The sequence below is a fragment of the Rhizobium sp. SG741 genome (assembly GCF_012275435.1).
Classification (GTDB): domain Bacteria; phylum Pseudomonadota; class Alphaproteobacteria; order Rhizobiales; family Rhizobiaceae; genus Rhizobium; species Rhizobium lusitanum.
Genome location: NZ_JAAZQP010000004.1, coordinates 227,565 through 248,848 on the forward strand (window position 1 = coordinate 227,565; position 21,284 = coordinate 248,848).

The following is a 21,284-nucleotide window of genomic DNA, read 5'->3' on the forward strand; positions in this document are numbered from 1 at the left end:
CGGCGCCTGATGTTTATCTCGGAGCCTGAAATGGAACGCACCTGCCTCGCCATCATCCTCGCTGCCGGCGACAGTACCCGCATGAAATCATCGATCTCGAAGGTTCTGCATCCGATCGCCGGTCGGCCAATGATCGCGCATGTCATGGAATCGATCGCCAAGACCGATATTTCGGCAGCGGCACTGGTCGTGGGGCGCAACGCCGATGAGGTGAGTGCGGCAGCGGCGATCGACGGCGTCGAAGTGGACTCCTATCTGCAGAAAGAGCGCCTTGGCACCGGCCATGCCGTGCTTGCAGCCCGTGAGGCGATCGCTCGAGGTTATGACGACATTCTCGTTGCCTACGGAGACGTGCCGCTGCTCACCGACGTGCCACTGCGCGCCGCCCGCCAGGGGCTCGCCGAAGGCAATGATATCGTGGTCATCGGCTTTCACACCGATAATCCGAATGCCTATGGTCGGCTGCTGGTCAAGGACGGCGAGTTGATTGCCATCCGCGAGGCGAAGGATGCGACGGATGCCGAGCTGGCGGTCACGTGGTGCAACAGCGGCCTGATGGCGATCAACGGCCGCAAGGCGCTCGATCTGCTCGACCGCATCGGCAACAACAATGCCAAGGGCGAATATTATCTCACCGATCTCGTTGAAATCGCTCGTTCGCTCGGCGGCCGCGCCGTGGCGGTCGATGCGCCGGAAGTGGAGATGACCGGTTGCAACAACCGGGCCGAACTTGCCGTCATCGAGCGTCTTTGGCAGGAGCGGCGGCGTCACGAACTGATGCTGTCGGGCGTCACTATGGTTGCGCCGGAAACCGTGTTTCTCGCCTACGACACCGTGATCGGCCAGGATGCGATGATCGAACCGAACGTCGTGTTCGGTCCCGGCGCCGTCATCGAGGGAGGCGCGGTCGTTCATGCCTTCTCGCATATCGAGGGTGCGCACGTCAGCGCCGGTGCGACGGTCGGGCCGTTTGCGCGGTTGCGACCCGGCGCCGATCTCGCCGGCGGTTCCAAGGTCGGCAATTTCTGCGAGGTGAAGAACGGCAAGATCGGCGAGGGCGCCAAGGTCAATCATCTGACTTATATCGGCGACGCGACCGTCGGTGCCGGCAGCAATATCGGTGCCGGCACCATCACCTGCAACTACGATGGGGTCAACAAGTACGAGACTCATATCGGCGCCAACGCCTTCGTCGGTTCCAACTCGTCGCTCGTGGCACCTGTGCGCATCGGCGACGGCGCCTATGTCGCCTCCGGCAGCGTCATCACCGATGACGTCCCGGCGGACGCGCTGGCCTTCGGCCGGGCGCGGCAAGAGGTAAAGCCGGAGCGTGCCAAGCTGATACGCGAGAGGGCACTCGCCATCAAAGCCGCCAAGAAGGGTGGCCACTAAGCCTAAAGTAGATGGTCCCGTAACGGTTGGAAACCGAAAGTGACCATCGTGGCAATTGTGAAAACTGTTAGAATAGTTAGGACTTGCCTTCAAATTTGAGGCCAGACGGAGAGTTGTATGTGCGGCATTGTTGGGATCGTCGGAATGAAGCCTGTAGCGGGCCGTTTGGTGGATGCGCTGCGGCGCCTCGAGTACCGCGGCTACGATTCGGCCGGCGTCGCCACCATCCATGAAGGCATGATGGATCGCCGCCGCGCGGAAGGAAAGCTGTTCAATCTGGAAAGGCGGCTGGAGGCCGAACCTCTGCCCGGCACGACCGGTATCGCCCACACACGCTGGGCAACCCACGGCGTTCCGAATGAAACCAACGCCCATCCGCATTTCGTCGAAGGTGTCGCAGTCGTCCATAACGGCATCATCGAAAACTTCTCCGAGTTACGCGAGGAGCTAAAGGCCGAGGGCAAGGTGTTCGCTTCGCAGACGGATACCGAAGTCGTTGCTCATCTGCTGGCCAAGTACGTTCAGGATGGCCTCGATCCGCGTGCCGCCATGCTGAAGATGCTGAACCGCGTCACCGGCGCGTATGCTCTGGCCGTGATGTTCCAGAGCGATCCCGGCACGTTGCTGGCGGCGCGCTCAGGCCCGCCGCTCGCCGTCGGTTATGGCAGCGGGGAGATGTTCCTTGGCTCGGACGCAATCGCGCTTGCGCCGTTCACCAACGAGATTACCTATCTCGTCGACGGTGATTGCGCGATCGTCACCCGCGACGGCGCGACGATCATCGATTTCGACGGTAACGACGTGAGCAGGCCGCGGCAGGTTTCACAGGCAACCGCCTATGTGGTCGATAAGGGCAATCATCGCCACTTCATGGAAAAGGAAATCTACGAGCAGCCGGAGGTGATCTCGCACGCGCTCAGCCACTATGTCGATTTCGACAGCCATCGCGTCCGTCAGAGCGCATCGGCGATCGATTTCGGCAGCGTTTCCGGCTTGGCGATCTCCGCTTGCGGCACTGCCTATCTCGCCGGTCTGATCGGCAAATACTGGTTCGAGCGCTATGCCCGGCTTCCTGTGGAAATCGATGTAGCTTCCGAATTCCGCTACCGCGAAATGCCCTTGTCGCCCTCGCAGGCGGCGCTGTTCATCTCTCAATCCGGCGAGACGGCGGATACCCTGGCCTCGCTACGCTATTGCCGGGACAACGGACTGAAAATCGGCGCCGTTGTCAATGTCAGGGAATCGACCATCGCGCGTGAATCCGATGCCGTGTTTCCGATCCTGGCCGGCCCGGAGATCGGCGTCGCCTCGACGAAGGCCTTCACCTGCCAGCTCGCCGTCCTTGCCTCCCTCGCGATCGGAGCGGGCGTTGCCCGCGGCACGGTGAGCGCCAAGGAGGAAGAGGACATGGTGCGCCACCTGGTCGAGATGCCTCGCATCATGGCGCGCGTGCTGAACATCATTCAGCCGCAGATGGAAAGCCTCGCGCGAGAGATATCCAAGTTCAAGGACGTGCTCTATCTCGGCCGTGGCACCAGCTTCCCGCTTGCCATGGAAGGGGCGCTGAAGCTGAAGGAGATCTCCTACATCCATGCCGAAGGCTACGCGGCCGGCGAGCTGAAGCACGGGCCGATCGCGCTGATCGATGAGAACATGCCCGTCATCGTCATCGCGCCCTTTGACCGCTTTTTCGACAAGACCGTTTCCAACATGCAGGAAGTGGCAGCGCGAGGCGGCCGGATCATCTTCATCACCGACGATGCGGGTGCCGCCGCATCGACGCTGCCGACCATGGCGACCATCATTCTGCCTGTTGTTGACGAAATCATCGCCCCGATCATCTTCTCGCTGCCGATCCAATTGCTGGCCTACCATACAGCGGTCTTCATGGGCACGGACGTCGATCAGCCGCGCAACCTCGCCAAATCGGTGACGGTAGAGTAGGCCTCACTTCCTTTCATTCATCCTGCGGTCACGTCGTCGTGAGCCGGCCGCCTGTTCGGTGCGCCGGCGGGACTGGCGGGTTGTATGCCGCGCCAATTTCTGGCACGCTTCTTGAAGGAGATGGTGGGGGAGAATTTGCCTGATAAAGGTGGGCGGCGGAACGGAGTTTTCGAACGGCGAATGACTGAAAAACTCATCAAAATGTCCGTGCCGACGCGGATCAGAAACAACTTCCTGGCCGGCCTGATCATCTGCGCTCCGATCGCCATCACGCTCTGGCTCACATGGTCAGTCGTGCATTGGGCGGATAGTTGGGTGCGGCCCTACATCCCGGCGCGTTACGACCCTGAAAGCTATCTGAATTTCGCCGTCCCCGGCACTGGCCTGGTGATCGCGATGATCTTCATCACGGTTGTCGGTTTCCTGGCCAAAAACCTGATCGGGCAGAGCATCGTCCGCTTTGGCGAGTCGATCGTCACTCGCGTTCCGCTCGTGCGAAGCATCTACAAGAGCGTCAAGCAGATCTTCGAGACCGTGCTGAAGGAACAGGGCACGTCGTTCAAGAAGGTGGGGCTGATCGAATATCCAAGCCCGGGCCTCTGGTCCATGGTTTTCATATCGACCGACGCCAAGGGCGAGATTGCTTCGAAATTCAACGCCATGGGCCAGGATATGGTTGCGGTTTTCCTGCCGCCGACACCGGTGCCGACAGCCGGGTTCCTGGTTTTCGTGCCGCGTGAAAAGATTACGATTCTCGACATGAGCCCCGAGGATGGCGCCAAGCTTCTGATTTCCGGCGGTCTGGTTTCGCCCGAATACAAGGAAGAGCTGGTCGCGATGAAGGGGCCGCGCACCCCGGTTCCGATGAAGTCTCTCACCTAGAAATTGCTCTTTCCGCTATTGTCGACAGCCTATTCTCGCGCCCTGCGCGAATTGTCATGTCTCTATCATGTTGACGTCTTAGATCGTCCTTGGGATAGGCAATGGGTATCTCACTATCGAATGTTCGGGACGCATGTGCCGGACACTATCTTCGATACGGCTTCCATCAAGCCGCGGATGGATACCGTTGCCTCCATACGGTTTTTCATCAGGAGGATATTTTTTTGAGAGACTCACGTTCAAGGACATTGCCGCTGCTGTCTGCAGCGCTTGCCACATTCATTTTCACAACACCGCTAGTAGTACATGCCGAAAGTTCCGTAGCGGTCGCAGGCACGACGCTCGTCAACAAGGGACGTGTTGCCGTGGGCCGTATTCCGGCCAACCAGCGCGACAAGTTCGGCGAGACCTTCGGCTCTGGCTCGGGCATGTCCATCGACGCCAAGAGCTGGACCCGCAATGCTGACGGTACCTACAAGGGATCGCTGTGGCTGCTGCCGGACCGTGGCTACAATGTCGCCGGCACCACGGATTATCGCGCGCGTCTCAACACCATCTATATTCAGCTGACGCCGGTTGCTCCCGGCGCTACGCCGCCGGCCGGCAAGGAGCAGTTGGGTGTCGAAGCCAAGCTCGCAGATACGCTGCTGTTGAAAGACAATAAAGGCAACGAAACCACCGGCCTTGACCCCGCCAACGGCGTCCGACAAGCAGAAGGCGGCATGCCGCTTTTGCCGCTGGCACCGAACGGCAAGGTCTCGCTCGACAACGAAGCCATTGCCCGGCTGCCAGATGGCTCAATGTTCATCAGCGATGAATACGGTCCCTATATCTACCGCTTCTCGGCGGATGGGCGGATGATCTCGGCCACGGCACCGCCGGCGGCGTTTCTGCCGATGCGCCACGGCACCGTGAATTTTTCCTCGAATAATCCGGGTCCCGGCGAATCCGCTCCCGATCCGAAGGATCCGACAAGTGGGCGCCAGAACAACCAGGGCTTCGAGGGCATGTCCCTGACCCCGGACGGTAAGTTCCTCATCGCGGTGCTCCAGTCTGCGACGCGCCAGGATGGTGGCGATTCCAGTTCGACCAGGCAGAACACGCGCGCCCTGCTTTACGATGCTGCTGATCTCGACCACCTGAAACTCGTGCACGAATACGTCGTGCCTTTGCCGGTCTTCACCAACGACAAGGGCAAGACGTCCGTCGCCGCCCAGAGCGAAATCGTGGCGCTTTCGCCGACGAGCTTCCTGATGCTCGCTCGCGATAGCAACAATGGCTACGGCCAGAAGGGCGATAAGTCGATCTATCGCAACATCGTCGCCGTCGATGTGTCTGCCGCCACCGATATTGCCGGCGGCAAATTCGACGGCGACACAGCTGTCGCTCCGAAGGGTGTTCTTGATCCCTCGGTCAAGCCCGCTGTCCTCAGCCAGTTCATCGACATCAACGACACCGCCGATCTCGCTCGCTTCGGCCTTCACAACGGCACTCCGAACGATCGCAACAATCTATCGGAAAAGTGGGAAGCCATGTCGCTTGCCAGCGTCCAGGATCCGAAGCTGCCGGATGATTACTTCCTGTTCGTCGCCAACGACAACGACTTCATCACCCAGGACGGTTTCCAGGTGGGAGCCGCCTACAAGGATGACAGCGGCGCCGACGTCGACACCATGTTCCAGGTGTTTCAGGTGACCATCCCCGGTCTCTCCGCCAAGTAAGCCATTTGAAAAAGGGGTGGACGCGGTTAGCGCGTCCCCCATTCAGCCCGCACGCAGGAACCGGATCGCCTCGTCGCGGCGGAAGAGATAGAGCAGGGTGCGTACCGCCATGCCGCGCTCGCCGGTTAATTCCGGATCGCGCTCGATAATATAGGCAGCATCCTTGCGGGCGATTTCCAGAAGATCGGCATGGGCTTCGAGACTGGCGATGCGAAAGCCCGGTGTACCCGACTGGCGCGTGCCCAGAAGCTCGCCTTCGCCACGCAGCTTCAGATCCTCCTCGGCAATGCGGAAACCATCCTCGGTGTCGCGCATGATCGAAAGCCTGGCATGTCCTGTTTCCCCAAGCGGCCCCTTGTAAAGCAGGATGCAGGTGGAGGCCTCGTCGCCGCGTCCGACGCGGCCACGCAGCTGGTGAAGCTGCGCCAGGCCGAAACGCTCCGCATGTTCGATGACCATGATCGTCGCATCGGGAACGTCGACACCGACTTCGACGACCGTCGTCGCCACCAGCAGCCGGATCTCGCCATTCTTGAAGGCCATCATGACAGCATCCTTTTCAGGACCGCTCATCCGGCCGTGGATGAGGCCGACGCCAGCCCCGAGCGCGCTCGTCAATGTTGCGTGTCGCTCCTCTACCGACATTAAATCCGATTCTTCGGATTCCTCCACAAGTGGGCATATCCAATATGCTTTTTTGCCTTCCGACAGTGCGCTCTTCAGTCTGCCAACGATCTCGCCGGTTCGCTCGTTTGGGATGGTGATCGTCTGGATCGGCTTGCGCCCGGCTGGCTTCTCCGTGAGCTTGGAAACGTCCATGTCGCCAAAGGCGGCGAGCACCAGCGTGCGCGGGATGGGCGTCGCTGTCATGACAAGCATATGCGGCGAGATGCCTTTCGCTGTCAGCCGCAGGCGCTGGTGGACGCCGAAGCGATGCTGCTCGTCGACCACAGCCAGCATCAGATTGGCGTAGGCGACGCTGTCCTGGAACAGCGCATGCGTGCCGATGATGATCTGCGCCTCGCCAGAGGCGATGCGCTCGAGAATGGCATCTCGCTCGCGGCCCTTTGTGCGGCCTGTGAGGACTTCGACCGAAAGGTTTGCATCTGCTGCGAATTTTGAGATCGTCGCGTGGTGCTGCCGCGCCAGGATTTCGGTCGGCGCCATGAACACGGCCTGGCCGCCGCTCTCGATCACGGCAGCGATCGCCATCAAGGCGACAAGAGTCTTACCCGCGCCGACATCCCCCTGCAGCAGCCGCAGCATGCGCTCCGTACCGGCCATGTCCTTGAGAATATCAGCAACGGCCTCGCGCTGGCTGTTGGTCATCGAGAAGGGTAGGGATTCCAATATCTTGCTACTGACTTTCCCAGTCGCATGCACCGGCTGGCCCGCAACCTTGCGCAGCCGCTGTCGGACGAGCGAGAGCGACAATTGCCCGGCCAGAAATTCGTCATAGGCGAGCCTGCGGCGCGCCGGCGCCTGCGGATCGATATCGGCGGCATCCCGCGGCGCATGCAGCATATGGAAGCTGTCGGAGATCGAGGGAAAGCCTTGCTTCTGCGCAAGCGCAAGATCGTCCCACTCCGGCAGGTCAGGCATGCGCGGCAGAGCGGCTTCGATGGTCTTGCGCAGGAATTTCGGCGAGAGGCCGGCCGTGAGCGGATAGACCGGCTCGACCAGCGGCAGATTTTCCGCTTCGCTCTCGCGCATGATGTAGTCCGGATGCACCATCGACGGCCGGCCGTTGAACCAATCGACCTTACCGCTGACAGTCACCGTCTCGTCGATCGGCAGCTGCTTTTCGAGCCATTGCGCCTTGCCCCGGAAGAAGACCAGCGCCAGTTCTCCTGTCTGGTCATGCAGGAAGACACGATAGGGCACATTGCTGCGTGCATTCGGCGGTGGCTGGTGACGGTCGACTCGGCCGGTAATGGTGACGATCGCGCCCTGTGGCGCTCTGGCGATGCCCGGCTGCTCGCGCCGGTCGATGATGGAGTGCGGCGCGTGAAAGAGCAGGTCGATCACGCGGCAATCGTCGATCGTTTCGCGGTCGAGCAGCTTGACCAGCAGTTCGGATACCTTCGGCCCGACGCCGGGCAGCGAAGAGATGGAGGCAAACAGCGGATCGAGGATGGCGGGACGCATGGAGGGCAAAATGCGACGGGCAGGGTGGATTTGGCAAGGGGCGGCCGGGAACTCGGCCCTATTGAGGTAAACACTCCCCGGAAAATTGCACGCGAGTCGCTTTTTTCAGAAAAACCGGTTCCCACCTTTCAATGCTGGTTTTATAGAGACGCATCAACATGAAGGTGTTTTTGATGACTGGGCTGACCCTCAGCAGTGCCGATCTCGATCCCCGCCGCCGGCGCATCCTTTTCCGCTGTTGGCATCGTGGCATCCGCGAGATGGATCTGGTCTTCGGCCAGTTCGCCGATAACGAGCTGCCGGGATTGGCCGAAGCCGATCTCGATGAGCTCGAAAGCATCATGGACGAGGAAGACAACGATCTCGTCAAGTGGATCCTCGGAACCGAGCCGACACCGCAACATTTGCAGACCCCCCTGTTCCAGCGCCTGGCGTCCTACAGGCCCGATTTCGAAGAGATCGCTGAAAGGTTCGGCATAACCAGATGATTCCCGGTTTCGATGCGAAGAAACTGCTCGCCGCAAGCGAGCCGCTGACGGTCGGTCATGTCCCGGCCGGCATGGAACCGTTCCTGCTTGCGGAGCTGGCAAGAGCCGGTCAGCCGATCGCCTATGTCATGTCTGATGGGCAGCACATGGCCGATGTCGAGCAGATGCTCGGCTTCCTCGCGCCCGAGATCCCGGTACTGACCTTGCCCGCCTGGGATTGCCTTCCCTACGACCGTGTTTCGCCGAGTTCCGACACCTCAGCCCGCCGTCTGGCCGCGCTCTCCGGCCTGATTGCCTATCATCACAAGCCGCATGCGGCGATCGTGTTGGTGACGGTCAACGCCATGCTGCAGAAGGTCGCGCCGCAGGACATCATCGAAAGCCTGGCGTTTTCGGCAAGGTCAGGCAATCAGCTGCGCATGGACGATATTGCCGGCCGACTGGAGCGGAATGGCTTCGATCGCGTCGCGACCGTGCGCGAGGTCGGTGAATATGCCGTGCGCGGCGGTATCCTCGATGTCTTCGTACCGGGCACGGAAGAGCCGGTGCGTCTCGATTTCTTCGGCGATACGCTGGAAAGCATCCGCAGCTTCGATCCGGCCAGCCAGCGCACGACAGGGCAGGTCCGCTCCCTCGATCTCAATCCGATGAGCGAGGTGACGCTGACGCCGGATACGATCAGCCGTTTCCGCAAGAACTATCTCTCCGCCTTCGGCGCCGCCACGCGCGACGACGCACTCTATGTCGCCGTTTCCGAGGGGCGCCGCTATGCCGGCATGGAGCATTGGCTGCCGCTGTTCTACGAGAAGCTGGAGACGGTTTTCGACTATCTCAAGGGCTTCCGGCTGGTGACGGATCACACGGTGCGGGAAGCGGCCGAGGAGCGTTCCAAGCTCGTTTTCGACTATTATGATGCGCGCCTCAATTCCGGACAGCCGGCCAAGAGCCAGATGTCGCAGGGCACGCCCTACAAGCCGGTAACGCCGGGTCAGCTCTATCTCGATGCCAGCACCTTCGGCAAGGCGCTGGATGCCTTCAGTGCCATCCGCATATCGCCTTTCAACGAGCATGAGGGCGAGGCACGCCGCGTCGTCAGCATCGACGCCCGGCAAGGGCCTCGCTGGGCGCGCTCGGCGACCGAGAGCGCCGATAGCGAACGCGTCAACGTCTTCGATTCCGTCGTCAAGCACATTGCCGACAAGCGCGCCTCCGGCGGCAAGGTGTTGATCACGGCCTGGACCGAGGGTTCGCTCGACCGCCTGCTGCAGGTGCTCGCCGAACATGGGTTGGCGCGCGTCAAGACTATCGAGGCTTTCAAGGACCTCGGCGGCTTGGCGAAAGGCGAGGCGGCGGCTGCAGTCCTAAGTCTGGAAGCGGGCTTCGAGGCTGGCGATCTCGTCATCATCGGCGAGCAGGACATTCTCGGCGACCGCATGGTGCGTCGCTCCAAACGCCGTAAGCGCGCCGCAGATTTCATTTCGGAAGTGGCCGGCCTCGACGAAGGCTCGATCGTCGTCCATGCCGAACACGGCATCGGCCGTTTCGTCGGCCTGAAGACCATCGAGGCGGCAGGCGCTCCGCATGCCTGTCTCGAGCTGCGCTATGCCGACGACGCCAAGCTGTTCCTGCCCGTCGAAAATATCGATCTCCTGTCTCGTTACGGCGGCGAGGGCACAGAGGCTCAGCTCGACAAGCTCGGCGGCGGCGCCTGGCAGATGCGCAAGGCCAAGCTCAAGAAGCGCTTGCTGGATATGGCCGGCGCCTTGATCCGCGTCGCAGCCGAACGCCTGACGCGGCATGCGCCGGTGCTCAGCGCCCCGGACGGCCTCTATGACGAGTTCGCCGCCCGCTTCCCCTATGATGAGACCGAAGACCAGATGAACGCCATCGAGGCGGTGCGCGACGATCTCGCCGCCGGTCGGCCGATGGATCGCCTCGTCTGCGGCGACGTCGGCTTCGGCAAGACGGAAGTGGCGCTGCGCGCCGCCTTCGTTGCGGCCATGAACGGTGCACAGGTCGCCGTCGTCGTACCGACGACGCTGCTTGCCCGCCAGCATTTCAAGACCTTCTCCGAGCGTTTCCGCGGGCTACCGATCCGGGTGCAGCAGGCATCCCGTCTTGTCGGCGCCAAGGAGTTGGCGCTGACAAAGAAGGAAGTCGCCGAAGGCAAGACGGATATTGTCGTCGGCACGCATGCGCTGCTCGGCGCCGGCGTCAAGTTCGCCAATCTCGGCCTGCTTGTTATCGACGAGGAGCAGCATTTCGGCGTCAAGCACAAGGAGCGGCTGAAGGATCTGAAAAGCGACGTGCATGTGTTGACGCTGTCGGCGACGCCGATCCCCCGCACACTGCAGCTGGCCATGACGGGCGTGCGCGAATTGTCGCTCATCACCACGCCGCCGGTCGACCGCATGGCGGTGCGCACCTTCATCTCGCCTTTCGATTCGCTGGTTATCCGCGAGACGCTGATGCGCGAGCATTACCGCGGCGGCCAGAGCTTCTATGTCTGCCCGCGTCTGACTGATCTTGCCGAGATCCATGCGTTCCTGCAGTCGGACGTGCCGGAGTTGAAGGTGGCGGTGGCGCACGGCCAGATGCCGGCCGGCGAGCTGGAGGACATCATGAATGCCTTCTACGAAGGCCGCTATGACGTGCTGCTCTCCACGACTATCGTCGAATCCGGCCTCGACGTGCCGACGGCCAACACGCTGATTGTCCACCGCGCCGACATGTTCGGCCTCGCGCAGCTCTACCAGCTTCGCGGCCGCGTCGGCCGTTCCAAGGTGCGTGCCTTCTCGCTCTTCACCCTGCCGGTCAACAAGGTCCTGACGACGACGGCCGAGCGCCGCCTGAAGGTGCTGCAATCGCTGGATACGCTCGGCGCCGGCTTCCAGCTCGCCAGCCACGATCTGGATATCCGCGGCGCCGGCAACCTGCTCGGCGAGGAACAATCGGGCCATATCAAGGAAGTCGGTTTCGAACTTTACCAGCAGATGCTCGAGGAGGCCGTCGCCGAGGTCAAGGGCGTCGACGAGATTCAGGATACCGGCTGGTCGCCGCAGATTTCCGTCGGCACGCCGGTCATGATCCCGGACGATTACGTGCCGGATCTGCATCTGCGCATGGCGCTCTACCGCCGCTTGGGCGAAATCACCGAAATCAAGGAGATCGACGGTTTCGGCGCCGAAATGATCGACCGTTTCGGACCGATGCCGATCGAGGTGCAGCATCTCCTCAAGATCGTCTACATCAAGTCACTCTGCCGCATTGCCAATGTCGAGAAGCTGGATGCAGGCCCGAAGGGCGTCGTCGTGCAGTTCCGCAACAAGGAATTCCCGAACCCGGCCAATCTCGTCGGCTATATCGCCAAGCAGGGCACCATGGCAAAGATCCGCCCGGACCACAGCGTATTCTTGACCCGCGATCTTCCGACACCGGAAAAGCGGCTGCAAGGGGCGGCCGTGGTTATGACGCAATTGGCGGAGCTGGCGAAGTAAGGGCAGTGGGGCGCTGGCGTTCGAAGAAGAAGCGTTCTATCTCAGGAACGAAACGAATAAGTTCGAAGCCCGCTTTTTCCAGCAACCGTCTCGAAACCCTGTTTTCCGGTCGTGCGAAAGCACCAACCTTCGCGAGTTTCAGTGTGTGATCGGCTTCCGCCAATGCGGCCGAGACGAATTCGCTTCCATATCCATGACCCCAGGCGCCAGGGTGGAAATAATAGCCGGGTTCGACACCCCAGCCGGAATCGAAAGGGTCGTCGTATAGACCGCCCCAACCTATGGCGCGGCCGGTGCTTTTCAGAATAACTGTCCAAGGCGCATAACCGTCTCTCCTGCGCCGCCGCTCATGTACTGCTATGCGCTGACGGCAATCTTTCAACGATGCGTCGGTGTGCGTGAATTGCATCGCTTCTGGGGCGCCCAGAAATTCAAAAAGGCTGGAGGCGTCCGATAACAGAGGCTTTCGTAAAACAAGCCGTGCCGTCTCGATTATCTGTCACCTCAGCGCCAGCGCTCAATTCATCCCAGCCCGTGCCTCGGCCTTCATCTTGGCGATATCCCTCAGCGCCTCCACAAGCACATCCGGCGTCTGGGCGCCGCTGACGGCATATTGCTGGTCGAAGATGAAGAAGGGCACGCCGTTGACGCCGATCTTCTGGGCGGCGTCGATTTCGCCGATGATGAGGTCGCGGTCGGCGTCGGAGGCGAGCAGCGCCGCGATGACGGATCTGTCGAGCCCGGCCTTTTCGGCGATCTCGAGCAGAACTGCGTGGTCGCCGACGTTGCGGCCCTCCTCGAAATTGGCCTTGAAGAGGGCGTTGACCACCTTTTCCTGCGTCTCGCGGTTTTCGGTGCCGGCCCAGTGGATGAGGCGGTGTGCGTCGAGCGTGTTTGGACCGATTTTGATGGCGTCGAAATCGAACTTGATGCCGATCTCACGGCCGAGATCGCTGAGCATCTTGTGCGCCTGCGCAACACGCTCCTCGCCGCCGAGTTTCTTTGTCAATTCCTTCTTCTGGTCGACGCCTTCGGGCGGATAATCTGGGTTCAGTCGATAGGGCCGCCAGTTGAGATCGACGCCCACTTCGTCCTGTACTTCGGCGATGGCCAGCTCCAACCGGGCCTTGCCGAGATAGCACCAAGGACAAACGACGTCCGAGACGATATCGATCGTGATGCGTTCCATGGCTCTATCCTTTCGGTTTTTGGCTTGTCCTGACCATCTAGGCGTTCTCGCCGATGGCTTCAACCGGTTACCGAAAGGGAACTAATCAACATCATTGCGCGGATGCGTCCCACCAGACGGGCAGGTAATAGCCATAGAGCGGCAATGTGTCGGGATGGGCTATATGACTTCGCCGCGCCACCCATTGCTGCGCGATATGGTAGAGCGGCACGACGTAGTAGCCCGAGATCAGGATGCGATCGAAGGAGCGCACGGCGTCACGGAAATCTTCCGCTGACTTCGCCGTCAGGAAATGATCGATCAGCGTATCGACATCGGGGTCGGCAACGCCGGCGAAGTTCAGGCTGCCTGGCGTCTTTGCGGCGGCGGAGCTCCAGCGACCTACCTGCTCGATACCAGGCGACAGTGACGACGGGTAGGATTTGATGATCACGTCGTAGTCGTAGTTGGTCGTTCGCAGCTGATATTGCGAATCGTCTACGGTGCGGATGGTGACGGCGATGCCAAGCAAGGCCAGCGAGCGGCGGTAGGCGATGGCGATTCGCTCCTGATCCGCATTTTGCGTCATGATCTCGAAGCTGAGCTGCCGTCCGGCACTGTCGACCATGCGCTCACCCTTGATCGCATAGCCGCCCTGCTTGAGGAAATTGACGGCCTTCCGCAGGATCGAGCGATCACGGCCGGAACCGTCGCTGACGGGCAGCTTATAGGTGCCGTCGAGGACGTCGGCGTCGATATGGTCCTTGATCGGGCCGAGCAGGGCGAGCTCATTGGCGTCTGCGGGTACGCCAAAGGACGAAAGATCGGAATTCTGCCAGTAGCTTTCGGTGCGGGTATAGGCATCGGAAGCAAGGTTGCGGTTGAACCATTCGAAATCGAAGGCGAGCGTCAGGCCCTTGCGGACGTTCTTGTTTGCAAAGATAGGCCGGCGGGTGTTGAAGACGAAACCCAGCATGCCGCTCGGCAGCTTCGGGGTGAAGACCTCCTTGACGACGGCTTTGGAAGTAACAGCGGGAAAATTGTAGGCCTGCTGCCAGTGGGCCGGGCTGCCGTCCTGATAGATATCGATATCACCCTTCTTGAGGGACTCGAACACCGTCGTGTCCTGCAGGAAGTAGTTCACCACGATCTGGTCGTAATTGTCGACGCCGACCTTAGCGGGAATATCCTTGCCCCAGTAGTCGGGATTACGCTCGAAAACGATTCGCTGGCCAGGATCAACGCTCTTCACCCGGTATGGGCCGGAGCCGATCGGGATGCTGAGCGTGGTGCGTTCAAAACTGTCGGGATCGGTCGCATGTTTCGGCAGGATGGGCAGCGACGAGGCGATGATCAGTGGCGTTTCGCGATTGGCCTTGTCGTTGAAGCGGATCAGCACACCATGCTCACCGACCTTCTCGATCGTGCCGATCGTGTCGAGCCAAGACGACATTGGTATGCGCCCCTTGTCGCGCAGGAGCTGGAAGGTGAAGATCACGTCTTCGGGCGTGACCGGCTGCCCGTCCGACCATTTTGCGTCGGGATTGAGATTGAACTGGATGTAGGTCCGGCTCTCGTCCCATTCGACCGTTTGCGCCAAGAGCCCGTAGAGCGTGAACGGTTCGTCGCGCGAGCGCTGCATCAGCGGCTCATAGACGAGGTTGCCGTACTCCGGGTCCCACATGCCCCGCGCCGTCGTGCGCATGCTCTTCAGGATAAACGGATTGAGGTTGTCGAAGGTGCCGACGACGCCATAGCTGATGCGGCCGCCTTTCTTGACGTCCGGATTTACGTAGGGCAGGTGCTTGAAATCCGCCGGCAGGGCCGGATCTCCATGCATGGCGATACCGTAGAGTGGTTGCGCCGCGGCGGCGTTGCATAATGCTGCGAAAAATACAAAGACAGCGATCCGGAGCGCTCGCATGGCATCCTTTCCGGTAAGGGCTACGATTCGGCCGAACCTTATCACGAGCGTGCCGAATTCAACACGCGACCGCGGAATTCTTGGGTCTCGACAGAAAAGGTCAAAGAAAAGCTGGATATCCGCGTCGGTGCGATGTAACAGGGGGGCCGGGTTTCCCGGGTCATGCATTTGCCTTATTCATTCGACAGGTGGACGACGGTTTGACCCGAATGGCATGGGACGGCAGGCGTCGTCCCGCAGCGGATTTCAGGAGGCGGTTTCGCTATGATGTTCAAGACTGACAACAAAATGCGGGCAGGTCTCTCTGCTCTGGCTCTCATGATCGGTGCGGCGCTCCCGGCAGCTGCCTTCGCTCAGGATGCGTCGAATGCAGCTCCCGCCGACGGCGGTGGCGATCCCAATCAACCGCGTCTGGGCTGGTACAAGACCTGCGCCAAGCAGGACGATGCCGATATCTGCATCGTGCAGAACCTCATCATGGCCAATAACGGCCAGCTGGTGACGGCGGTCGGCCTCATCTCCGTCGACGGCAAGGTCAATCGCAAGATCCTGCAGATTTCCGTTCCGACGGCTCGCCTGATCCCGCCTGGCATCACCATGCAGATTGACGGCGGCAAGGGCCAGAAGCTCGATTACGCCGTCTGCCTTCCGGACAAGTGCACCGCGGAAGTGCCTGTGACCGACGCTATGGTCGCGTCGCTGAAGAAGGGGACCGATGTGACCTTCACCTCGATCAACTTCCGCCGCGCACCAAACCCGATCAAGATTTCGCTGACCGGCTTTGGCGCCGCCTTTGACGGCCCGGCGATCTCCGACTCCAAGCTTGCCGAAAGCCAGAAGAGCCTGCAGGACAGCATGCAGAAGAAGGCTGAGGAAGCACGCAAGAAGCTGGAAGATGCCCAGAAGGCCGCCAAAGCGCAGTAAACTTGCGGAAATTCATCATCTCATAAAGGAAAAAGCCCGGAGCAATCCGGGCTTTTTCTTTGCTGCCGGCTCCTCGAACACAGACTCCGGTCAAAAAATGAAAAGGGAAGGCCTTGGGAAGCCTTCCCTTCAGAAATAAGATTGGTTTGACTGGCGCTTAGTGGGCGAAGCTCATCTTGGGCTTGAGCTGTCCTGTCGGCGCCTTGTCGAAGATCTGGTCGACTTGTGGATTGCGGAGCGGAACGCCGCTCTCGTCACTGACCAGATTCTGTTCCGACACGTATGCGACATACTCAGTCTCGTCGTTTTCGGCGAGAAGGTGATAGAAGGGCTGGTCCTTGCTGGGCCGCACTTCCGCCGGAATGGAATTCCACCATTCGTCGGTATTTGCGAATTCCGGATCGACATCGAAGATGACACCGCGGAAGGGGAACATCCGGTGTCGAACCACGTCGCCAATATTGAATTTTGCGTCTCGTTGTTTCATGGTACGACTTCCTTTCAGGCAATCATGTGGTGACTTTCACCGCTGATATCAAGGATTTTGCCCCATTCCTTCACTGAACCGTCACATTCTGCCGGTCTTTCCACCCCGGCATCGGGTGACAGTGCTATGTAGGAATTCCGCGTTCCGATGGAAGGAGCGCGATCAGGAGAAGTGGCCGCCGCATCTTCGCCCGCATGAAGAAAGCCCCGGCTAGCCGGGGCTTTCGCTTTGGGTATCAGACCGAATAGTACATGTCGTATTCGACCGGATGCGGAGTCATTTCGAAGCGCATGACTTCCTGCATCTTCAGTTCGATGAACGCATCGATCTGGTCGTCGTCGAAGACGCCGCCGGCGGTCAGGAACTTGCGGTCCTTGTCGAGGCTTTCGAGCGCTTCGCGCAGCGAGCCGCAAACCGTCGGGATCTTCTTCAGTTCCTTCGGCGGCAGATCGTAGAGGTCCTTATCCATGGCCTTGCCGGGATGGATCTTGTTCTTGATACCATCAAGGCCTGCCATCAGCATGGCTGCAAAACCGAGATACGGGTTTGCGGCCGGGTCGGGGAAGCGGACTTCGACGCGCTTTGCCTTCGGGTTCGAGCCGAACGGAATACGGCAGGAGGCGGAACGGTTGCGAGCCGAATAGGCAAGCAGAACCGGAGCTTCGTAACCCGGGACGAGACGCTTGTAGGAGTTCGTCGACGGGTTGGTGAAGGCATTGATCGCCTTGGCATGCTTGATGATGCCGCCGATGTAGTAGAGGCAGCTCTCGGAGAGACCAGCATATTCGTCGCCGGCGAAGGTCGGCTTGCCGCCCTTCCAGATCGACTGGTGAACGTGCATGCCCGAGCCGTTATCGCCGAAGATCGGCTTCGGCATGAAGGTTGCCGTCTTGCCATAGGCGTTGGCGACCTGGTGGACGACATACTTGTAGATCTGCATCTTGTCGGCGTTGCGCACCAGCGTGTCGAACTTGATGCCGAGCTCGTGCTGGGCAGCAGCAACTTCGTGGTGATGCTTTTCGACGACGACGCCCATCTCCGAGAGAACGGTCAGCATCTCCGAGCGCATGTCCTGGCAACTGTCGACAGGCGGAACCGGGAAGTAGCCGCCCTTGATGCGCGGACGGTGACCGAGGTTGCCGGTTTCGTAATCCGTGTCGTCGTTGGAGGGCAATTCGCTGGAGTCGAGCTTGAAGCCGGTGTTGTAAGGATCGGCCTTGTACTTGACGTCATCGAAGACGAAGAATTCGGCTTCAGGACCGAAGAAGGCGGTATCGCCGATACCAGAGGCCTTCAGGTAGGCTTCCGCCTTCTTGGCGGTGCCGCGCGGGTCGCGGTTGTAAGCTTCGCCGGAGACCGGATCCAGAATATCGCATAGGATGACCATGGTGGACTGCGCGAAGAACGGATCCATGTGGACCGTGTCCGTGTCAGGCATCAGCACCATGTCGGATTCGTTGATGGCCTTCCAGCCCGCAATCGAGGAGCCGTCAAACATGACGCCATCGGCGAACATGTCTTCATCGACGCAGACGATGTCCATCGTGACATGCTGCAGCTTGCCCTTGGGGTCGGTGAAGCGCAGGTCAACGAACTTGACGTCGTTATCCTTGATTTGTTTGAGAATTTCGCTTGCCGTCGTCATTAAATTTCTCTTCCCTTGACTTAGATGACGATTTTTAGCCGCGGCCGAAAGGCCGGGCGGGTTAAATGGCGTCTATGCCAGTTTCACCGGTGCGGATTCGAATGACCTCTTCGATGTTGGAGACGAAAATCTTTCCGTCGCCGATACGGCCTGTTTGCGCAGCCTTGCGGATAGCGTCGATCACCGCTTCCGCATTTTCATCCGCCAATACGACTTCGACCTTCACCTTCGGCAGGAAGTCGACGACGTACTCGGCGCCACGGTAAAGTTCCGTGTGGCCCTTCTGACGGCCGAAGCCCTTCGCTTCCGTCACGGTGATACCCTGCAAGCCGACTTCCTGAAGGGCTTCCTTCACTTCATCGAGCTTGAAGGGCTTAATGATCGCTTCGATCTTTTTCATGAGAAAATGTCTCTCCGCTTCCCCTGTTACAGCAGGACTACTCCCCGCTCGGCCAACGTGATGCACGTATCATGCCAGATGCGGATGGACCACCGTAAAAAAATCCCGGCGAATTTACGCCGAGAGGATGGATTGATGAGGATTTTTCGGAAAAATGGAAGCGAATTCGCGCTGAAATGCGTTGGATAAGTAAAATTTCGCAAAAAAATGCCGTGCACGTCATATTCGTACTCCAGCAAGGCTTTGAATACATTCGCATAATTATTATGCAAATGCATATTAATTGACCTAATTGAGCGATTTAAACGCGGTTGTTTTTGAGGCAAATTTCGCATCTATAATGTTCGTCATGATAACGCCGCTCGCCGATTTGTTGCTCTCTCCCGATGACATGGCCGCCGTCGATCGCGACGCTGCCGCCTCCGGCATTGATTCCTATCAGCTTATGGAAAAAGCGGGGCAGGCGGTTGCCGCAAGCGCGCTTCGGCATTTCCCCGAGGCGCTGCGTTATGTCGTCCTGTGTGGCCCAGGCAACAATGGCGGCGATGGCTACGTGGCGGCTCGCGCGCTCAGGCAGAGCGGAGTGGAGGTTGGACTGTTCCATGTGGGCGATCCGCGGCGGCTGAAGGGCGATGCCGCACGCGCCTTTGCCGATTGTCCGATCGAGGGAGAGGCGATCCGAAACTACGCGCCACGCCCGGGCGACGTAGCTATCGACGCCATCTTCGGTGCGGGGTTGTCGCGTCCGGTTCCGGATGAGGTTACCGCAGTCGTCGCGCGGACCGCGGAGGCGGAGGTTCCCGTTATTGCCGTCGATTTGCCGTCCGGGGTCGACGGACGCAGCGGCCATGTCCTCGGCGCCGCCTTTCATGCGGAGCGCACGGTGACCTTCATGACTCGCAAGCCCGGTCATCTGTTGCTGCCCGGACGCGATCTTTGCGGCGCGCTGGAGGTTTTCGACATCGGCATTCCCGCACGCATCGTTCGCGCCCATTCCGATGGCATGATCGCCGAGAATATGCCGGCCCAATGGCAGGAGAAGATACCGTCAACAGGCGCGGACACGCACAAATACAAGCGCGGGCATCTCGTCGTCTTCTCGGGAGGGCCGAATGCGACCGGTGCGGCGCGCATGTCGGCCATGGCAGGTTTGAAGGCGGGGGCGGGGCTTGTCACCATCGCTTCACCGGAAGACGCGATGGCTGTCAATGCCGGCATGCTCACGGCGATCATGTTGCATACTGTCGAGGACGATGCGTCGCTGCGGGAATGGCTTGCCGATCGGCGGCTCTCGACCTTCGTGCTCGGTCCCGGCTTCGGTGCCGGCGAGAAGGCGCGCCGGTTCTGCCTCGCGCTCGCGGATCGTCATCTGGTCCTTGATGCCGATGGCATCACCTCGTTTCGCGACGATCCGCAAATTCTGTTCGACGCCTTTGCGGAAGGGCCGACGCGATTGGTGCTGACGCCGCACGAAGGCGAGTTCGCGCGACTTTTTCCCGATATTGCCGCCGATGGTGCATTGAGCAAGGTCGACAAGGCAAGGGCGGCTGCGGCGAGGGCCCACGCCGCCATCATCTACAAGGGCGCCGACAGCGTGATTGCCGCTCCGGACGGCAGGGCACTGATAAATGCCAATGCGCCGCCCTGGCTTGCCACCGCCGGCTCGGGCGACGTGCTTGCCGGTATCGTCGGCGGACTGATGGCGCAGGGTGCGCCCGCTTTCGAAGCCGCCGCCGCCGGCGTCTGGCTGCACGGCCTGGCGGGCCAGCGCGCGGGAAAAGGGCTGACGGCCGAAGATCTCGTCGCCAGCGTCACCCCTTTCTAAAAGCAGACAGCTATTTTGCCACTTCTTCCTGCAGGGCAATGGCGCCTGGTGGCGCGTTCACCTTGCCCTCATGGATCATGAAGGCGAAGACATCTCGCGGCTCCACCTTCACCTTGCGGTCCTGATCGATCAGCGGCAGATCATCCGGCACCTTGCCTTCGGCCCAGGTTTTCAGCCGATCGGCCCAGGCTTTCAGATCCTTCGGCGGGTAGCAGGTCTTGATGTCGTCCGATCCCTTCTGCAGCCGGGCATAGACGAAATCGGCGGTGACATCCGCAATCATCGGATATTCGAAATGTTCGGCGCAGACGGGCGCGATGTTGTATTTTGCCAGCAGCGCTATGAATTCCGGCACCTTGAAGGAATCGTGGCGGACCTCGACGACGTGCTTCAGTGGCAAGCCGTCCTGCTTGGCCGGTAGCAGCTTCAGGAATGCCTCAAAATCGTCCGGATCGAATTTCTTCGTCGGCGCAAACTGCCAAAGCAGGGGACCAAGGTGATCGCCGAGCTCGCTGATGCCGGAACCCAGAAACTTCTGCATCGATTCACCGGCCTCGGAAAGGACTCGGCGATTGGTGACGAAGCGTGTGGCCTTGAGCGAGAAGATAAAGCCGTCAGGCACGTCCGCAGCCCATTTGGCGAAGACCTCGGGCTTCTGCGTGCTGTAATAGGTGCCGTTGACCTCGATCACCTTCAGCTTGCGGCTGGCGTAATTGAGCTCGTCCTTCTGCTTCAGGGTGTCGGGATAGAAGGTCCCACGCCAAGGCTCAAAAGTCCAGCCGCCGATGCCTGTGCGGATTTCGCCCGCTTTGGTCATTCTCTCCTCCATGGACGTTCAT

Annotated in this window: 16 protein-coding genes; 8 read left to right on the top strand and 8 right to left on the bottom strand. The window is 60.2% G+C overall.

The window, feature by feature from the left end:
• Positions 1–30: 30 nt before the first annotated feature.
• From glmU to FHT29_RS12650, 4 genes are all read left to right on the top strand, one after another.
• Positions 31–1,392: a bifunctional UDP-N-acetylglucosamine diphosphorylase/glucosamine-1-phosphate N-acetyltransferase GlmU gene (gene glmU / locus FHT29_RS12635; protein WP_047561785.1), complete on the top strand. Its 1,362-nt coding sequence runs from the start codon at positions 31–33 to the stop codon at positions 1,390–1,392.
• A gap of 117 nt (positions 1,393–1,509) precedes the next feature.
• A complete protein-coding gene (gene glmS, locus FHT29_RS12640) occupies positions 1,510–3,336 on the top strand; it encodes a glutamine--fructose-6-phosphate transaminase (isomerizing) (protein ID WP_047561748.1) in 1,827 nt (608 codons plus the stop codon).
• 180 nt (positions 3,337–3,516) lie between these two features.
• Positions 3,517–4,218: a DUF502 domain-containing protein gene (locus FHT29_RS12645; protein WP_047561750.1), complete on the top strand. Its 702-nt coding sequence runs from the start codon at positions 3,517–3,519 to the stop codon at positions 4,216–4,218.
• A gap of 224 nt (positions 4,219–4,442) precedes the next feature.
• Complete coding sequence (locus FHT29_RS12650) at positions 4,443–5,939, top strand: esterase-like activity of phytase family protein (protein ID WP_168599722.1); 1,497 nt, start codon at positions 4,443–4,445, stop codon at positions 5,937–5,939.
• A gap of 42 nt (positions 5,940–5,981) precedes the next feature.
• On the opposite strand, the gene recG is transcribed toward FHT29_RS12650, so the two are convergent.
• On the bottom strand, positions 5,982–8,087 hold the full coding sequence (gene recG / locus FHT29_RS12655) for an ATP-dependent DNA helicase RecG (RefSeq protein WP_092573721.1): 2,106 nt from the start codon (positions 8,085–8,087) through the stop codon (positions 5,982–5,984).
• Positions 8,088–8,260: 173 nt separating this feature from the next.
• Here recG and FHT29_RS12660 point away from each other — a divergent pair, with 173 nt between their 5' ends.
• Entirely contained in the window at positions 8,261–8,575 is a 315-nt protein-coding gene (locus FHT29_RS12660; protein ID WP_037202057.1) for a succinate dehydrogenase assembly factor 2, read from the top strand.
• Complete coding sequence (mfd, locus tag FHT29_RS12665) at positions 8,572–12,072, top strand: transcription-repair coupling factor (RefSeq protein ID WP_168599723.1); 3,501 nt, start codon at positions 8,572–8,574, stop codon at positions 12,070–12,072. The genes FHT29_RS12660 and mfd overlap by 4 nt, the downstream gene beginning before the upstream one ends.
• Here mfd and FHT29_RS12670 read toward each other — a convergent pair.
• From FHT29_RS12670 to FHT29_RS12680, 3 genes are all read right to left on the bottom strand, one after another.
• On the bottom strand, positions 12,041–12,568 hold the full coding sequence (locus tag FHT29_RS12670) for a GNAT family N-acetyltransferase (protein ID WP_168599776.1): 528 nt from the start codon (positions 12,566–12,568) through the stop codon (positions 12,041–12,043). The genes mfd and FHT29_RS12670 overlap by 32 nt on opposite strands.
• Before the next feature lie 21 nt (positions 12,569–12,589).
• Positions 12,590–13,261: a DsbA family oxidoreductase gene (locus FHT29_RS12675; RefSeq protein ID WP_037202061.1), complete on the bottom strand. Its 672-nt coding sequence runs from the start codon at positions 13,259–13,261 to the stop codon at positions 12,590–12,592.
• A gap of 91 nt (positions 13,262–13,352) precedes the next feature.
• Complete coding sequence (locus FHT29_RS12680; protein WP_047561787.1) at positions 13,353–15,164, bottom strand: extracellular solute-binding protein; 1,812 nt, start codon at positions 15,162–15,164, stop codon at positions 13,353–13,355.
• A 264-nt stretch (positions 15,165–15,428) separates the two neighbouring features.
• On the opposite strand from FHT29_RS12680, the gene FHT29_RS12685 reads away from it, so the two are divergent.
• Positions 15,429–16,088, top strand: coding sequence for an invasion associated locus B family protein (locus FHT29_RS12685; protein ID WP_034505055.1), 660 nt, complete (start codon positions 15,429–15,431; stop codon positions 16,086–16,088).
• Between the two features lie 157 nt (positions 16,089–16,245).
• Here FHT29_RS12685 and hspQ read toward each other — a convergent pair whose 3' ends face one another.
• The 3 genes from hspQ to FHT29_RS12700 form a co-directional block, all read right to left on the bottom strand.
• Positions 16,246–16,575 (bottom strand): heat shock protein HspQ, encoded by a 330-nt coding sequence (hspQ, locus tag FHT29_RS12690; protein WP_037202067.1) that lies wholly within the window; start codon positions 16,573–16,575, stop codon positions 16,246–16,248.
• Positions 16,576–16,810: 235 nt separating this feature from the next.
• Positions 16,811–18,220: a type I glutamate--ammonia ligase gene (glnA, locus tag FHT29_RS12695; protein ID WP_037202069.1), complete on the bottom strand. Its 1,410-nt coding sequence runs from the start codon at positions 18,218–18,220 to the stop codon at positions 16,811–16,813.
• Positions 18,221–18,281: 61 nt separating this feature from the next.
• Positions 18,282–18,620, bottom strand: a complete 339-nt coding sequence (locus tag FHT29_RS12700) for a P-II family nitrogen regulator (RefSeq protein ID WP_003579240.1) — start codon at positions 18,618–18,620, stop codon at positions 18,282–18,284.
• A 349-nt stretch (positions 18,621–18,969) separates the two neighbouring features.
• Here FHT29_RS12700 and FHT29_RS12705 point away from each other — a divergent pair, with 349 nt between their 5' ends.
• Complete coding sequence (locus tag FHT29_RS12705) at positions 18,970–20,445, top strand: NAD(P)H-hydrate dehydratase (protein ID WP_168599777.1); 1,476 nt, start codon at positions 18,970–18,972, stop codon at positions 20,443–20,445.
• A gap of 10 nt (positions 20,446–20,455) precedes the next feature.
• Here the strand turns inward: FHT29_RS12705 and FHT29_RS12710 are convergent, their stop codons facing one another.
• Positions 20,456–21,262 (bottom strand): DUF72 domain-containing protein, encoded by an 807-nt coding sequence (locus FHT29_RS12710; protein ID WP_037202071.1) that lies wholly within the window; start codon positions 21,260–21,262, stop codon positions 20,456–20,458.
• Positions 21,263–21,284 lie beyond the last annotated feature (22 nt).

What these genes read in the sequence shown, in the direction of transcription:
- FHT29_RS12700 (WP_003579240.1), bottom strand. Translation starts at nt 18,620, where the DNA reads ATGAAAAAGATCGAAGCGATCATTAAGCCCTTCAAGCTCGATGAAGTG.
- FHT29_RS12680 (WP_047561787.1), bottom strand. Translation starts at nt 15,164, where the DNA reads ATGCGAGCGCTCCGGATCGCTGTCTTTGTATTTTTCGCAGCATTATGC.
- FHT29_RS12685 (WP_034505055.1), top strand. Translation starts at nt 15,429, where the DNA reads ATGATGTTCAAGACTGACAACAAAATGCGGGCAGGTCTCTCTGCTCTG.
- glmU (WP_047561785.1), top strand. Translation starts at nt 31, where the DNA reads ATGGAACGCACCTGCCTCGCCATCATCCTCGCTGCCGGCGACAGTACC.
- FHT29_RS12660 (WP_037202057.1), top strand. Translation starts at nt 8,261, where the DNA reads ATGACTGGGCTGACCCTCAGCAGTGCCGATCTCGATCCCCGCCGCCGG.
- recG (WP_092573721.1), bottom strand. Translation starts at nt 8,087, where the DNA reads ATGCGTCCCGCCATCCTCGATCCGCTGTTTGCCTCCATCTCTTCGCTG.
- FHT29_RS12710 (WP_037202071.1), bottom strand. Translation starts at nt 21,262, where the DNA reads ATGACCAAAGCGGGCGAAATCCGCACAGGCATCGGCGGCTGGACTTTT.
- FHT29_RS12645 (WP_047561750.1), top strand. Translation starts at nt 3,517, where the DNA reads ATGACTGAAAAACTCATCAAAATGTCCGTGCCGACGCGGATCAGAAAC.
- hspQ (WP_037202067.1), bottom strand. Translation starts at nt 16,575, where the DNA reads ATGAAACAACGAGACGCAAAATTCAATATTGGCGACGTGGTTCGACAC.
- glnA (WP_037202069.1), bottom strand. Translation starts at nt 18,220, where the DNA reads ATGACGACGGCAAGCGAAATTCTCAAACAAATCAAGGATAACGACGTC.
- FHT29_RS12705 (WP_168599777.1), top strand. Translation starts at nt 18,970, where the DNA reads ATGATAACGCCGCTCGCCGATTTGTTGCTCTCTCCCGATGACATGGCC.
- glmS (WP_047561748.1), top strand. Translation starts at nt 1,510, where the DNA reads ATGTGCGGCATTGTTGGGATCGTCGGAATGAAGCCTGTAGCGGGCCGT.
- mfd (WP_168599723.1), top strand. Translation starts at nt 8,572, where the DNA reads ATGATTCCCGGTTTCGATGCGAAGAAACTGCTCGCCGCAAGCGAGCCG.
- FHT29_RS12675 (WP_037202061.1), bottom strand. Translation starts at nt 13,261, where the DNA reads ATGGAACGCATCACGATCGATATCGTCTCGGACGTCGTTTGTCCTTGG.